This is a genomic window from Streptomyces agglomeratus, from assembly GCF_001746415.1.
In the GTDB taxonomy this organism is placed as follows: domain Bacteria; phylum Actinomycetota; class Actinomycetes; order Streptomycetales; family Streptomycetaceae; genus Streptomyces; species Streptomyces agglomeratus.
Window position 1 is genome coordinate 4,157,214 of record NZ_MEHJ01000001.1, and the last position, 14,377, is coordinate 4,171,590.

Annotated in this window: 13 protein-coding genes; 11 read left to right on the forward strand and 2 right to left on the reverse strand. The window is 67.0% G+C overall.

Going from position 1 to position 14,377, the window contains the following annotated elements; all coding sequences use genetic code 11:
• Positions 1-140: 140 nt before the first annotated feature.
• On the forward strand, positions 141-935 hold the full coding sequence (locus AS594_RS18030; RefSeq protein WP_069935167.1) for a GntR family transcriptional regulator: 795 nt from the start codon (positions 141-143) through the stop codon (positions 933-935).
• The gene (locus AS594_RS18035) at positions 932-1,612 is read left to right on the forward strand and encodes a YdcF family protein (protein ID WP_069935168.1); all 681 of its coding nucleotides are present in this window, start codon (positions 932-934) and stop codon (positions 1,610-1,612) included. The genes AS594_RS18030 and AS594_RS18035 overlap by 4 nt, the downstream gene beginning before the upstream one ends.
• 126 nt (positions 1,613-1,738) lie before the next feature.
• Here AS594_RS18035 and AS594_RS43935 read toward each other — a convergent pair whose 3' ends face one another.
• Together AS594_RS43935 and AS594_RS43940 are read right to left on the reverse strand one after the other, a co-directional pair.
• Positions 1,739-2,617 carry a hypothetical protein gene (locus AS594_RS43935; RefSeq protein WP_141747168.1) on the reverse strand — a complete coding sequence of 293 codons (879 nt, stop codon included), beginning with the start codon at positions 2,615-2,617 and terminating at the stop codon, positions 1,739-1,741.
• 47 nt (positions 2,618-2,664) lie between these two features.
• A complete protein-coding gene (locus tag AS594_RS43940) occupies positions 2,665-4,164 on the reverse strand; it encodes a hypothetical protein (RefSeq protein ID WP_141747169.1) in 1,500 nt (499 codons plus the stop codon).
• A 978-nt stretch (positions 4,165-5,142) separates the two neighbouring features.
• On the opposite strand from AS594_RS43940, the gene AS594_RS18040 reads away from it, so the two are divergent.
• The 9 genes from AS594_RS18040 to AS594_RS18080 all read left to right on the forward strand — a co-directional run bounded on the left by AS594_RS18040 (position 5,143) and on the right by AS594_RS18080 (position 14,307).
• Entirely contained in the window at positions 5,143-5,454 is a 312-nt protein-coding gene (locus tag AS594_RS18040; protein ID WP_069932621.1) for a hypothetical protein, read from the forward strand.
• 182 nt (positions 5,455-5,636) lie between these two features.
• The gene (locus AS594_RS18045) at positions 5,637-6,797 is read left to right on the forward strand and encodes an acyl-CoA dehydrogenase family protein (RefSeq protein ID WP_069933878.1); all 1,161 of its coding nucleotides are present in this window, start codon (positions 5,637-5,639) and stop codon (positions 6,795-6,797) included.
• Complete coding sequence (locus tag AS594_RS18050) at positions 6,794-7,804, forward strand: bifunctional MaoC family dehydratase N-terminal/OB-fold nucleic acid binding domain-containing protein (protein ID WP_079148171.1); 1,011 nt, start codon at positions 6,794-6,796, stop codon at positions 7,802-7,804. Before AS594_RS18045 ends, AS594_RS18050 begins: the two co-directional genes overlap by 4 nt.
• Positions 7,804-9,003, forward strand: a complete 1,200-nt coding sequence (locus tag AS594_RS18055; protein ID WP_069932619.1) for an acyl-CoA dehydrogenase family protein — start codon at positions 7,804-7,806, stop codon at positions 9,001-9,003. The genes AS594_RS18050 and AS594_RS18055 overlap by 1 nt, the downstream gene beginning before the upstream one ends.
• A complete protein-coding gene (locus AS594_RS18060) occupies positions 9,000-9,560 on the forward strand; it encodes a MaoC family dehydratase (protein WP_079148170.1) in 561 nt (186 codons plus the stop codon). The genes AS594_RS18055 and AS594_RS18060 overlap by 4 nt, the downstream gene beginning before the upstream one ends.
• Positions 9,557-10,723, forward strand: coding sequence for a lipid-transfer protein (locus AS594_RS18065; RefSeq protein WP_069932618.1), 1,167 nt, complete (start codon positions 9,557-9,559; stop codon positions 10,721-10,723). The genes AS594_RS18060 and AS594_RS18065 overlap by 4 nt, the downstream gene beginning before the upstream one ends.
• Before the next feature lie 52 nt (positions 10,724-10,775).
• A complete protein-coding gene (locus AS594_RS18070; RefSeq protein WP_079148169.1) occupies positions 10,776-11,726 on the forward strand; it encodes a DUF1906 domain-containing protein in 951 nt (316 codons plus the stop codon).
• A 222-nt stretch (positions 11,727-11,948) separates the two neighbouring features.
• Positions 11,949-12,527, forward strand: coding sequence for a SigE family RNA polymerase sigma factor (locus tag AS594_RS18075; protein WP_069928022.1), 579 nt, complete (start codon positions 11,949-11,951; stop codon positions 12,525-12,527).
• A 133-nt stretch (positions 12,528-12,660) separates the two neighbouring features.
• Entirely contained in the window at positions 12,661-14,307 is a 1,647-nt protein-coding gene (locus AS594_RS18080; RefSeq protein WP_069932617.1) for a long-chain fatty acid--CoA ligase, read from the forward strand.
• The last annotated feature ends 70 nt before the right edge of the window (positions 14,308-14,377 follow it).

Sequence of the window (14,377 nt, forward strand, 5' to 3'; positions counted from 1 at the left end):
GCTTTGTGGCAGGCCAAAGAAGGCCCACTTGCGCGCTGTCCTAGGACTGCGAACCGCTAAGTAAGACCATGACCCACAGTCCCAGGACTGTCAACAGTCCTGGGACTGTGTTTGACTGGTCCCATCGAGAGGAGCACTGCATGGCACCGAAGTGGCGAGAGCTGGCGGACAGGCTGGCCGCTCGTATCGCGAGCGGGGAGTACGCACCGGGGCAGCAACTGCCGCACATTCGGGACCTCGTCGAAGCAGGCGAAGGGTCCAAGTCCACGGTCCACGCGGCGTACAAGGCGCTGGAGGCGGAGGGGCTGGTCACCTCGTCCCGTGGACATGGCACGGTCGTCCGGCAACAGACTCCGCTCAAGCGGCTCGGTATCAGCCGGTACGACAAGGCGAAGTGGCGAGACGGTGACGAGGTGGCGTTCATCGCTGACCGTGTCGCGACCGGTCGCGCGTACCGTCGCGGTGAGCAGACGCAACAGGTCAGTCGTGTTGCGGCTCCGCAGGCCGTTGCCGCAGCGCATGGTCTACCTGCTGGTGCCGAGGTGTACGCCCGCGCACGCCTCGTTAAGGAGGGCGAGCAGCCTACGCACACCCTGACCAGCTACTACCGACCCGAGCACGTCGAGGGAACACGGCTGGTTGATCCGACGCCGGGGCCGGCCGGACGTGGTGGTGGGTACCGGGTGCTGTACGACGCCGGGTACGAGATCGACCACATGAAGGAAGAACTCTTCGCCCGCATCCCGACGGCCGACGAGGTGAAGCTGCTGCAACTCCCCGGGGGTGAGCCAGTAGTCGAGCTGCACCGCACCACGTACACGGCCGATGGCACCGTGGTGGAGTACGCGATCGGTGTCCACGCAGCATCGCGCTTCGCGTGGGAGTACGACTTCAAGGTGCCTGATTCAGCACGGGACGGAGAGGCAGAGCAGTGATCTCGACAGAGTCATGGGCGGACGCGCGCCGCCTCTGGGACTTTCACCAGATGCACCACGAGCCACGGCCATGCTCGGTCGCGGTCGGCTTGGGCAGTCACGACCTGGGCGTGGCCGATACTGCGGTCGACCTCTACAAACGTGGCATGGCGCCGCTCATCGTCTTCACGGGGGCCACCAGCCGCACTACGCGGGAGCGGATGCCGCGCGGCGAGGCTGTTCACTATCGCGAAAGGGCGTTGGAGCTGGGGGTGCCGAGCTCCGATGTGCTTGTTGAACCGAACGCGCGCAATACCGGTGAGAACATCTGCTTCTCCAGAGCCCTTCTCGAAGAGTCCGGCGTGGACGTCTCGTCCGTCCTGCTCATCAGCAAGCCCTACGAGGAGCGGCGCGCCTACGCGACGGCGCGCAAACTTTGGCCTGGAGTCGAGATCGTGAGCGCGTCCACTCCGATGACGTTCGACGACTACGTCGACTCCATCGGGGACGCCCGCCTGGTGCTCGACATGCTTGTCGGCGCACTCCAGCGGTTGCGTATCTACCCAGAACAGGGATTCATGGTCAGCCAGCCGGTGCCGGACGATGTGGCGGCAGCCTACGAGCGACTATGCAATGCAGGCTTCACAAGTCGCCTTTTGCCAGGCGCGGTGCAGGCAGACCGCCGAGTCGGTCCGTAGGCTCCAATGCCGTTTACCACTGCCACCAGCGGACCTTCTTCTTAACGACGGGTTCAGTTGCTCTCCACTGAGTCCTGACCTGTTGCCAGAGTCGGAAGCCGCGGGCCTGTTGCCGCTTATTAAGATTCATACGAGCCTCAAGGTTGCAGTGTTCGATCTCCTCTCTCCCGAAGCGTCTGTCCATGTCACTGTGCAATCAAATTGGTTTGCACTTTGGTCCGTAGTGGCTATTTGGTATAGCACCTTTCCTTCTGGTGTCGGCGGGATCGACCGGATCGGCTGACCCTCATTGAATACCTGAACGATGCCATCGGGATTCAGTGTGTACTCGACATCGTGCGCTACCTGCCGACCCATGTTGGCGATAGCTAGGTAGTAGCTCTTCACTGTCCTCGCCCGACCCTTGGAGTCGGTTTTCACGCGTTCACGAAAGTCAACCGAGGGCCATATACCCAGGTCTTCTGTATCTGTGCCCCCTCGGGATAGCTTGGCTTCCTTGAGGAACGAAGTTGCCTGTTTACTCATCAAGTTCTCGACTCTGCCAACAAGTTCCGTATCGTTTCGGTAGTCCAGCACGAGCGCGCTGCTGCCGAGGCCAGTCAGGTACGCCTGTAGCGCGGCCTGTTGCTTTGAGTCAGCGCCGTATGGTACATCTTTTTTGCATTGCAAAATGCCGACATGCTTCCCTGCATTGACCATGCGCTCGACTTCCTCGGCAGTACCGGATACTGCTTCACCTGTATCGGTCCCCAGTCGTGACCAGAAGAGAGCGATAGCCAAGTCGGCGTCATCGACCAATTGTTTGTTGATGAAGTCCTGCGGGCGCCCACCAGCAGCTGGTGCGGCATTTCGTGTCCAACGTATTGGGATTATCGTCATTTGGAAATTTGGACCGTAATTGGCATTCCATCTGTTCACTGCATGCTCAATGGTGAGGATATCCTCCTCTGGAATGTCACCCGGAGCGGCGATCAGCAAATGCAGGGTTGTTGAGGCGTACGCCATGCCTCCTCCTTGCATAGCACAAGAGCAACCAGAATTGAGTTTCATCATCACCGGAGATGCGCTTTGATTTCCATCGCATAGCGCTCTGCAAGGAAAATGGCCGCCGCTCCAGACTGAACCATTTGCGTTGGTTCAATCTCCTTACTAGGCGCACCAAGTATCTCAGCGTATGCGGCCACGCCGGATTCGTACTCCCAGCTCAACTCGTTGCCCCATTTAGGAACAATTACGCCCGCGCAAACCTCTGGGCGCAAGTTCAACAAATCAAACGCCAGCCCCGTAAGTACTATCTGGCGATCTGCGGCCTTTTCTTTCCATCTATCGACTACTTGCTCTCTCCAGTAGGGCATTTGCCCCTTCTCCAACTGGAGGTCATTAAACCATTCTTCGAGATACTCGCTTCGCATCGTCGTAGTGAGATACCAGTTAGGAAGGGTTCTGCCACGGTGGGTGTCATGCGTATTGCACATGCCAGCAGGAATGACATGCCAGCATGCGGGATATGTTCCAACTTCCTCTGATCGCCAACCCAGCCCAACCACCTTCTGATGCTCGCCGTTGTCCATGATCGTGGCGACCGCTACTCCCAACCCCGCAGCCCGGTCGACTGGGTGCAGGAACAGGTCTCCGGGAGATCTGGCCGCGTCGTGCACTCTCTTACGCCATGGCAGGCATTTAAGGACCGTGGTCGGCCTCATTCCACTGCAATTTGATCCTGCAAGGAAAGCGAAAAGCGCAAATTCATTAATCATAGCGTCACAGCTGCGCATGATCTTCCCGTAGCTCGTGACGCCTACGTCTAGGAGTACGCGCGGAGGACCGTTGCCGTTCTGCCTGAACTCCATCTCTATCACGCGGTAGTTTGCACCCCTCTCAATGTTCCTTCGAGCTGCATCAGTAATATTTCTCCTCAATGCCCCCATCAGCTTTTGGCGACTTTCGGCCATATCTGCAAATTGATGATCGCTCACTTGGGCGTTCATGGTGGAATTAATTAGATTATCAAGCCTTGTTGGCTCCCTTAGCGGCAGGGCGGCGGAGGCATACTGATAGCCGCCGATTTGCACGAACTCAAAACTCTGCTTCCAGCCCGCATCCTGTAGGTGGACATTTGCATCCCTTATGTTCTCATCGTAAAGTAGACGCAGCTGTGTATATGCTGCATAATTGCGCATTCCAGCGCTCATGCAACTTCTTACCTCCTCCGCTCCCTCGTCCGTTGCTGAGGCAACCAGCATCACCCTCGATAGGTTCCCAAACCGCCTAATCAGACCCCACGCTATACCCGCAAGGAATGTGGCAGTCAGGGCTACTGTCGGCATCGGATGCTCGCTAAAGGCGGAAACGTAAAGGCTTTTGACAGGCTTCAGCCATTCGAAGTTAAGACCCAGCCATACGCCCACGAGGCCGATAATCACGCCTGCCAGGCCAATTGCTTCCAATTTAAATCTACGCGAGCGAATCTTCAGACCGTACTGCGCGGCTCTAACTCTATACAAAAAGAGGCTAACGCGATCTACGCTGTAATTGGATTCGTCTCTGGACATGGCGCCACCTCTCGATTCATGCGGCATGCCCTGAGTTCCACTCAACCACAAGGACTCAGACCATGCGACTTGTCAGGGTGGTTGAAGAAGAGGTCATTGCTGCAACTTCATCGGTCACCGCCGCCGGAATGCTGCTGTACCGCAACCCAACAACTGCCCCCACCTACCAGCGACCCCAGAGCACTCGTAGCGATCGCACTGACCGCTTCTGACCGATCTATGTAGAGCTACGGATCAGAAGGTGTGTTACATCCACGGCTGACATCAATGACGCCGGACAGCGGTGCCCCCCGGACCCCCTGTCCGGTCGTCGTGCAGCTGGTACGCGACACCCCGAGCGGTCTCCGATCGAGCTTCTAAGGTGGGGCAGCGGACGTGTTGTACGGCCGTGGAGTACAGCAACCACGCCGACCGCAGCAGACCGCGCACCTGAGGAGCCAGGAGGCCAGCCCAACAGACTCAGCGACTGCCCCGCCGGTAGATGCGCATTGAGGGGGGCGTGGTGCGCAAAGCGGGTCATGGTGGCCAACCTCTGGCCAGAAAGGCTGGTGATGAGGGTGATGCGGCTCGTCTTTCGAGGTCAGTGCGTTGCTGGAGCCGTCGGCGGACTGGTCTTGAAAACCGTCGTGGCAGCGATGTCACCGTGGGTTCAAATCCCACACCCACCGCAGGTGCGAGACCCTCGACCAGCTGAATCGGTCGGGGGTCTTCGTCGTTCCGGTGTGGTGCGGTCCAGGGTGGTGCGGTCCAGGGTGGTGCGGTCCAGGGCGGTGCGGTGCGGTCGTGGGTTCGGGCGTTTTGGGGGCGTGAAGGGTGTTTATCGACATGTCATCACGCTTGAGAGGGAATAAGTGCCTCCAGGCTGGTTCGCCGGGGATTCGGTGGGCAATTCTGATCTCGCGACGTCGTGACCATCGCTGAGGCAGTCGGCCAACTGCCCAGGAACCACCTGGCTTTACCTCTCTTGGAGGACTTCATATGGCAAGCATCCGTACCGCCCGAGTCATCGCAGCCGTTGCCGCACTGCCACTCGCGGCCGCTCTGCTCTCGGGTGTCGCCGCCGCGGACAACGGTTCCTTCGCGAATGACGGATCGAACGCGACCGTGGCCGCGGTCGGCGGAAGCGGTGTCGCCGGCCACAACGGCGGCAACTCGACCACCACGCAGCAGGTGGCGACGGGTGGAGGCGCCTCCAACCAGAACAACACCGCGAGCGTCAACGGCTCCGGTTTCACGGCGATCGACCAGGACAACGAGACCGTCGCCGTCAACTTCGCCCAGCTCTGGTGAGCCGTGGCGGGACCGGGGTCTGTGTTGCGGGGTGAATGACTGCCTGCGCGACGGTGCTTGCCACCGTTGCGCAGGCCGTTCCCGTTTTCGGGGTGCGCTGCCGCCTTGACAGTGCGGGCAGAACTGACGGACAGTCAGAAACCGTTGGTACGAGCCGCCGCCCGATGCCGGAGGACGCCGCTGTGCACCTTGCCCCCACCGTGCGCCAGCAGCGGTTGCGCGCGGAACTGCGTTCGTACTTCAGGGAAATCGTGGCGGGAGCGGACCCGCACGACGCCGCCGGACATCGGGCGCTGCTGCGGCGGATCGGCGCCGACGGGATGCTCGGGCTCGGCTGGCCCGTCGAGTACGGCGGCCAGGGACGCGGCGCCGACGAGCAGTTCATCTTCTTCGACGAGGCGTACCGGGCGGGCGCCCCCGTCTCCATGGTCACGTTGAACACGGTCGGGCCGACCCTGATGAAGTACGGGACCCCCGCCCAGAAGGACTTCTTCCTCCCCCGGATCCTGCGCGGCGAGATCGTCTTCGCGATCGGTTACACCGAGCCGTCGGCCGGTACCGACCTCGCCTCGCTCCGTACGCGCGCGGTGCGCGAGGGCGACGAGTGGGTCGTCGACGGCCAGAAGATTTTCACCAGCAACGCCCAGCACGCGGACTGGATCTGGCTCGCCTGCCGTACGGACCCGGACGCCCCGAAGCACAAGGGCATCTCGATCGTGCTGGTGCCGACGGACGCGCCCGGCTTCTCGTGGACGCCCATCGAGACGGTCGGCGGACTGACCACCACCGCCACCTACTACGACGGTGTCCGGGTGCCCGCCGGGAATCTGGTCGGCGCGCGGAACGCCGGCTGGGGGCTGATCACCAACCAGCTCAACCACGAACGGGTGGCCCTCGCGGCCATCGGCATGCAGGCCGAGGACTGCTACGAGCAGGCTCTGGCGTACGCCTCGACTCCCTGCCCGGCGACGGGCGAACGGCCCGCCGACCGGCCGTGGGTACGGGCCCGGCTGGCCGAGGCGCACGCCCGGCTGGCGGCGGTGCGGCTGCTGAACTGGCGGCTGGTGGGCGACGTGGGGGCGGGGACGCTGGCGCCGGGAGATGCGAGTGGCGTGAAGTTTGTGGGAACCGAATCGGCCGTCGCGGTGTATCGAATATGTCAGGAAATCGCGGGCGAGGCCGCGATGGTGCGCTCCGGCTCCGTGGGGGTCTGGGGGGACGGGGAACTGGAGCGCATGAACAGGGCGGCGCAGATCAATACCTTCGGGGGCGGGGTGAGCGAGGTGCAGCGGGAGATCGTGGCGACGATGCGGCTCGGGATGCCGAGGGGGCGACGGCGATGAGCGGGGCGGCGAGCGGCGGAGGGGGAGCGGGTACGGGGGCCGGGGTGGCGAGTGGCGGAGAGGGAGCGGGCGCGCGGGCCGGCGCCGGGGGCGATCTTTACGGGCTGCTGAAGGCGTTCGAGGGGCGGGCCGCGGTGGTCGCCGGGGTCGGCAAGGACCCCGTCAACGAGCCGATGATCCGGCACTGGTGCGAGGCGATGGGAGACACGGGTCCGGCGTACTCCGGGCCCGGGGCGATCGCCCCGGCGACCATGCTCCAGGTCTGGACGATGGGTGGGCTGTCGGGGCATGCGGGCAGGTCGGCGGCGTACGACGAACTGCTCGCGCTGCTGGACGGCGCGGGGTACACCTCGGTGGTCGCGACCGACTGCGAGCAGGAGTACGCGCGGGACCTCCGGCCCGGGGACCGGATCACCTTCGACGCGGTGATCGAGTCCGTGTCGGAGCGCAAGACGACCAAGCTCGGCACGGGGTACTTCGTCACCACCCGGATGGACGTCCGCGCGGAGGGGGAGCCGGCGGGGACACACCGCTTCCGCATTCTCAAGTACGCACCGACCGCGCGCGGCCGCAGGAACGGTGGCAAGCGGCCCCGGCCCGTCGTCAACCGGGACAACGCCGGGTTTTGGGAAGGGGTGGCCGGGCACCGGCTGCTGATCCAGCGGTGCGGCGGGTGCGGGGCGCTGAGGTTTCCGTGGCTGCCGGGGTGCGGGGACTGCGGGTCGCCGCGGTGGGACACGGTCGAGGCGAGCGGGGCGGGCACGGTCTTCTCGTACGTCGTCATGCATCATCCCGCGTTCCCCGCCTTCGACCCGCCGTACGCCGTCGGGCTGATCGAGCTCGCGGAGGGCGTGCGGATCGTCGGCAACGTGGTGGGCGTGCCGTACGACAAGGTGCGGATCGGGATGCGTGTCCAGGTCGAGTTCCTGCGGGTGGACGGGGAGTGGGAGCTGCCGGTGTTCCGGGTGGCGGAGGACGGCGGCGGCGGAGAAGGCGGTGGGGGCTGATGGATTTCACGCCTACGGACGAGCAGAGGGCGGCGCGGGATCTGGCCGCGCGGATCTTCGGGGACCTGTCGGCGCCCGACCGGCAGGCCGCCGCCGGGACGGGCACGGACGGCGAACTGTGGAAGGCGCTGTGCGGCGCCGGCCTCGTCGAGGCCGTCGGGGAAACCGGCCTCCTCGGGCTCGTGCTGCTGCTGGAGGAGCAGGGGCGTACGACGGCGCAGGTGCCGTTCGCCGCGACCTGCGTGTACGGGATGCTGGCGGTCGCCGCGCACGGTACGGAGGAGCAGCGAGCCCGGCTGCTGCCCGCGATCGGCGCCGGCATGGCGGTGGTGACCGGGGCGTTTCCTGCCACCGGGGCGATACGGGCCGACGCGTCCGGGGCCCTGAGCGGCGTGGCGGCAGTGGTGCCGTGGCTGCGCGACGCCACGCACGTGCTGGTCCCGGACGCGGACCGGGAGCTGTGGCTCGTGGCTGTGGCGGATGCGGCGGTGACGACGGAGGCGGTCGAGACCACCGCGCCGTGGGCGGCCGGGCGACTCACGTTGAGACGGGCGAGGGGGGAGCGGATCGGCCAGTGCTCCGCCCCGGACAAGAGGCCGTCCGGTTCTGGTCATGGTTCTGGTCCTGGTCCCGGTCGTCCAACGCCGGAGGGGCTGAATCCGGCGCGCGGCGGGCCGGGCGTTGTGTCCGGGGGGATTGGAGGGTCCGGGAGGTTCAGGAGGTTCCGGGGAGCGTACGACGGTGTGCTCGCGGTCAGCCGGGTTGCCTTCGCAGGGCTTCAGGTCGGGGTGTGCGCCGGGTCTCTCGCGCGGGCCGTGGAGCACACCTCGCAGCGGGAGCAGTTCGGGCAGCCTCTGTCGGCCAACCAGGGGGTGCTGCTGCGCGCCGCCGACGCGTACATGGACACCGAGGCGATACGGGTCACGGCATACGAAGCGGCCTGGCGCCACGACGCGGGGCTGCCGTTCGCCACTCACGCCCTCACCGCCGCGTGGTGGGCGTCGGAGGCCGGGCAGCGTGTCGTGCACGCCGGGCAGCACCTGCACGGTGGAACGGGCGCCGACCTGGAGCATCCCGTCCACCGGCACTTCCTGTGGGGGCGGCAGCTCGACGCGTATCTGGGTGGTGGCAGCGAAGTGCTGGAAGAACTCGGCCAGTTACTGGCCGGTGACGGGCCGAAGGAGGGGGAGCCGGTATGAAGGTGGGGCACGCGCTGCCGGCGCTGGAGATTCCGGTCACCCGCACGCTGATCGTCGCGGGTGCTGTGGCCTCCCGCGACTACCAGGATGTCCACCACGACGCCGAGGCGGCGCGGGAGAAGGGCTCCCCCGACATCTTCATGAACATCCTGACGACCAACGGGCTGGTCGGCCGGTACATCACCGACCGCCTCGGCCCCGGCGCCAGGCTGCGCGCCGTGAAGATCCGTCTCGGGGTGCCCAATTACCCCGGCGACACGATGGTCCTGACCGGCACGGTCACCGCCGTCGCGCCGGACGGCACGGCCGAGGTACAGGTCGTCGGTGCGAACGGGCTCGGTCGTCACGTCACCGGCACGGTGACGGTCAGCCTCGGCGTCGCCGGGGCGGGTGTGGGATCCGGCCCGGGAGCCGGCACCAGCACCGGCGCCCATGACGACCCCGGCACGGGCACCAGCACCAGCACCGGCGCCCATGACTACACCGGCGCCCATGACGACACCGGCACCAGCACCAGCACCGGCACCGGGTCCGGAATGCCTGGGGAGGGATCGTGAGCTTACGCAGGGCCGATCAGCTCGGTGGGAAGGCCGCGATCGTCGGCATCGGTGCGACCGAATTCTCCAAGGACTCCGGGCGCAGCGAGCTCAAGCTGGCCGTCGAGGCCGTACAGGCCGCCGTCGAGGATGCCGGTCTCACCCCGGCCGACGTGGACGGCATGGTCACCTTCACGATGGACACCAGCCCCGAGATCACCGTCGCCCAGGCGGCCGGCATCGGCGAGCTGTCCTTCTTCTCCCGCGTCCATTACGGGGGCGGCGCGGCCTGCGCCACCGTGCAGCAGGCCGCCCTCGCCGTGGCGAGCGGGGTGGCCGAAGTCGTCGTCTGCTACCGGGCGTTCAATGAACGGTCGGGTCGCCGCTTCGGTTCGGGGGTGCAGCACCGCGAGCCGTCGGCCGAGGGCGCGGCGCTCGGCTGGAACCTGCCGTCCGGCCTGCTCACCCCCGCCTCCTGGGTCGCCATGGCTGCCCAGCGCTATCTGCATACGTACGGCCTGACGCCCGAAGTCTTCGGCCACGTCGCCGTCACCGACCGCCGTCACGCCGCCCGCAACCCCGCCGCGTACTTCTACGAGAAGCCCATCACCCTCGCCGACCACGCCACCTCACGCTGGATCGTCGAGCCGCTGCGGCTCCTCGACTGCTGTCAGGAGACCGACGGCGGGCAGGCGCTCGTCGTCACCTCCGCCGAGCGGGCCGCAGACCTGCCGCACCCACCGGCGTTGATCGTCGCCGCGGCGCAGGGGGCCGGGCGGAGCCAGGAGCAGATGACCAGCTTCTACCGCGACGGCCTCACCGGACTGCCAGAGATGAACGTGGTGGCACGGCAGCTCTGGCAGACCTCGGGGATCGGCCCGGACGACATCGATGTGGGAATCCTCTACGACCACTTCACCCCGTTCGTGCTGATGCAGCTGGAGGAGTTCGGGTTCTGCGGGCCCGGCGAGGGCGCCGCGTTCGTGGCCGGGGACGCGCTGCCGCTGAACACGCACGGCGGCCAGCTCGGCGAGGCGTACCTGCACGGAATGAACGGCATCGCGGAGGCGGTCAGACAGCTGCGCGGCACCTCGGTGAACCAGATACCCGGCGCGGCCCGGTCCCTGGTGACGGCGGGGACCGGCGTTCCCACGTCCGGGTTGATCCTCGGCGCGGATGGCTGACTGCGGAGTGTGAAGAGCGTCGGTACGGCGCGAGACCCGTTCACTCTCCCTCATGTACCTAAAGAGGCTCATCGGACACGGACTCGCGCTGGCCGCGGCGATCGGCGTGCTCGCACTTCCCCAGCAGACGGAGGCCAGGGAGGCCACCCAGGGGCGGCCGGGGGCGCCCGCCGCGCGGACCGAGTCGTCAGCGCCCGCGGCAGCGCCGTCGTCCACCCCGTCGTCAGCTCCGGCCTCCGCCCCGTCGCCGGCCCCGGCCTCCGTGCCGTTGTCCGCGCCGCGCACCGTGACGTTCCGCGGCCGGGCGTTCGACACCTGCAAGACCCCGCCGCTGTCGACCCTGCGGGCTTGGCGCTCCTCACCGTACCGGGCCGTCGGTGTGTACTTCGGGGGCCGTGGCAGGGCCTGCCCCGATCAACCCCACCTCAGCAAGCGGTGGGTGGCGGCCGCGGACCGGATGGGCTGGGGGGTGCTGCCCGTCTTCGTCGGCTCGCAGTCCCCGTGCGTGCAGGCCAAGAACAAGCGGCACGTCAGGATCGGCCGCGCACCCTGGCGCCAGGGCAGGAAGGAGGGGCGGCAGGCAGTCCGCGCGGCGAAGGCGCTCGGCATGCTCACGGGAAGCCCGCTCTACCTCGACATGGAGGCGTACAACGAGGGGAACCGCCGCTGCGCCCGCACCACCCTCGACTTCGTCCGCGGCTGGAACCGTGAAGTACGCAAGTACGCCTACCTCCCCGGCTTCTACAGCAGCGCGGATTCCGGCGTACGGCACATGGAGGCGTCGCGCAGGGCGGGGGTCGCGGACCTGCCGTCGGTGATGTGGTTCGCCCGTTGGGACGGCAAGCCGTCGCTGTACGGGGAGCGCGTCCTGTCCAAGCGGGCCTGGACCCCGCACCGCCGCATTCACCAGTACGCGGGCAACGTCACCGAGAAGCACGGCGGCCGACGGCTGACCATCGACCGGAACTCGGCCGACGCCCCGGTCGCCCGTATCGGCAGCTGACCCCCGGGCGTACGCCGGAGCAACCCGGGCCGGCATCCGGGCAGGCCGCACGGCGGGCGACGGAGCGGGCAACGGCCGCCCCTGAGACGCGACCCCTACCCGGGGTCGCGTCTCCTCCACCCTCAGGAGGTCGGACAGCCCCCGCCCCTACAACCTGAGGCGGACCCCCTTTCGGGACCTGGGGCCGATCCGCAGCGTCCGGCCCGCTCCTAGCGTGGAGCCATGACCACGCCTGTCTGCACCAGCGCATCCAAGGCGGCGACCAGGGCGGCGACGCCGACGCCCTGTCCGTCGTTCTCCACGTACGTACGCACCCGGGGGCCCGTACTGCTGCGCACCGCACGCTCGCTCACCGCGAATCCGTGCGACGCGGAGGACCTGTTGCAGACGGCGCTCACCAAGACGTACGTCGCCTGGGACCGGATCGAGGACCACCGGGCGCTCGACGGCTACGTACGCCGGGCCCTGCTCAACACCCGCACTTCCCAGTGGCGCAAGCGGAAGGTCGACGAGTACGCCACCGACGAGCTGCCCGAGCCCGGCCCCGCCTCCGCCGCCGGTTCCGCCGCCGCGGGCGCCGTCGACCCCGCCGAGCAGCAGGCGCTGCGCGACGCGATGTGGCGCGCGATCATGAAGCTGCCCGACCGCCAGCGGGCCATGGTCGTCCTGCGCTACTACGAGGACCTCAGCGAGGTCCAGACGGCCGAGGTCCTGGGCGTCTCCGTCGGTACGGTCAAGAGCGCCGTCTCGCGCGCCCTCGGCAAGCTCCGGGAGGACCCGGAGCTGGCCCCGGTGCGCTGACGAGCCCCCTGTTCGCCGGTGCTCTGCGCGGCGAACCCGATTCGTAGTCTCGGAAGTAGTGACATACCGCTCGGTACGTGCGCAGAATCAGGCCATCCTTATTACTGCCGCGTAGCGCCCCCGGGAGGACGCCGTGCTGAGCACCATGCAGGACGTACCACTGACCGTGACCCGCATCCTGAAGCACGGGATGACGATCCACGGTCGCTCACAGGTCACCACATGGACCGGTGAGGAGGAGCCGCAGCGCCGCACCTTCGCCGATGTCGGCGAGCGCGCGACACGGCTCGCGAACGCCCTGCGCGACGAGCTCGGAGTCGACGGCGACCAGCGCGTCGCGACCCTGATGTGGAACAACGCGGAGCATGTGGAGGCGTATCTCGCGATCCCCTCCATGGGCGCCGTGCTCCACCCGCTCAACCTGCGCCTGCCCCCCGAGCAGCTGGTGTGGATCGTCAACCACGCCGCCGACCGGGTCGTCATCGCCAACGGCTCGCTGCTGCCGCTGCTCGCGCCACTCCTCCCGCACCTGAAGACCGTCGAGCACGTGGTCGTCTCGGGCCCGGGCGACCGCTCGCTGCTCGACGGCTGCGCGCCGCGCGTGCACGAGTACGAGGAACTGATCGCGGACCGCCCCACCACGTACGCCTGGCCCGAGCTGGACGAACGCTCCGCCGCGGCCATGTGCTACACCTCCGGCACCACCGGCGACCCCAAGGGCGTCGTCTACTCCCACCGCTCCATCTACCTGCACTCCATGCAGGTCAACATGGCCGAGTCGATGGGGCTGAACGACAAGGACACCACCCTCGTGGTCGTCCCCCAGTTCCATGTGATGGCCTGGGGTCTGCCGCACGCCACCTTCATGACCGGCATCAACATGCTCATGCCGGACCGCTTCCTTCAGCCCGCGCCGCTCGCCGAAATGATCGAGCGCGAGAAGCCGACGCACGCCGCCGCCGTTCCCACCATCTGGCAGGGCCTGCTCGCCGAGGTCACCGCCAACCCGCGCGACCTCTCCTCCATGGCGAGCGTCACCATCGGCGGCGCCGCCTGCCCGCCGGCCCTGATGGAGGCGTACGACAAGCTCGGTGTGCGCCTGTGTCACGCCTGGGGCATGACGGAGACCTCCCCGCTCGGCACCATGGCCCACCCGCCCGCCGGGCTCACCCCCGAGGAGGAGTGGCCGTACCGCGTCACGCAGGGCCGCTTCCCGGCCGGTGTCGAGGCGCGGCTGATCGGGCCGGGCGGTGAAGTCCTGCCCTGGGACGGCGAGTCGGCCGGTGAGCTGGAGGTACGCGGCCCCTGGATCGCCGGGGCGTACTACGGCGGCGCTGCCGGTGAGGACTTCAGGCCCGACGACAAGTTCAGCGAGGACGGCTGGCTCAAGACCGGCGACATCGGCGTCATCAGCACCGACGGCTTCCTCACCCTCACCGACCGGGCGAAGGACGTCATCAAGTCCGGCGGGGAGTGGATTTCGAGCGTCGAGCTGGAGAACGCGCTGATGGCCCACCCGGACGTCGCGGAGGCGGCCGTCGTCGCCGTTCCGGACGACAGGTGGAGCGAGCGCCCGCTGGCCACGGTGGTGCTGAAGGAGGGCGCGACTGCGGACTACGAGGAGCTGCGGGCGTTCCTCGCCGGCAAGATCGCGAAGTGGCAGCTCCCGGAGCGGTGGGCGATGATCCCGGCCGTGCCGAAGACGAGCGTGGGCAAGTTCGACAAAAAGGTGATCCGCAAGCAGTACGCGGACGGCGAGCTGGACGTCACGAAGTTCTGAGGGCGTCCGACATGAACTGCTGAAGGGGCCCCGCAACGGCGCGGGGCCCCTTTAGTGCGACACGGTGCCG

Bases quoted from the DNA above. Each gene is read 5' to 3' on its own strand.
- AS594_RS18060 (WP_079148170.1), top strand. From the start codon at position 9,000: ATGAAGGTGGGGCACGCGCTGCCGGCGCTGGAGATTCCGGTCACCCGC.
- AS594_RS18055 (WP_069932619.1), top strand. From the start codon at position 7,804: ATGGATTTCACGCCTACGGACGAGCAGAGGGCGGCGCGGGATCTGGCC.
- AS594_RS43940 (WP_141747169.1), bottom strand. From the start codon at position 4,164: ATGTCCAGAGACGAATCCAATTACAGCGTAGATCGCGTTAGCCTCTTT.
- AS594_RS43935 (WP_141747168.1), bottom strand. From the start codon at position 2,617: ATGGCGTACGCCTCAACAACCCTGCATTTGCTGATCGCCGCTCCGGGT.
- AS594_RS18070 (WP_079148169.1), top strand. From the start codon at position 10,776: ATGTACCTAAAGAGGCTCATCGGACACGGACTCGCGCTGGCCGCGGCG.
- AS594_RS18075 (WP_069928022.1), top strand. From the start codon at position 11,949: ATGACCACGCCTGTCTGCACCAGCGCATCCAAGGCGGCGACCAGGGCG.
- AS594_RS18050 (WP_079148171.1), top strand. From the start codon at position 6,794: ATGAGCGGGGCGGCGAGCGGCGGAGGGGGAGCGGGTACGGGGGCCGGG.
- AS594_RS18030 (WP_069935167.1), top strand. From the start codon at position 141: ATGGCACCGAAGTGGCGAGAGCTGGCGGACAGGCTGGCCGCTCGTATC.
- AS594_RS18040 (WP_069932621.1), top strand. From the start codon at position 5,143: ATGGCAAGCATCCGTACCGCCCGAGTCATCGCAGCCGTTGCCGCACTG.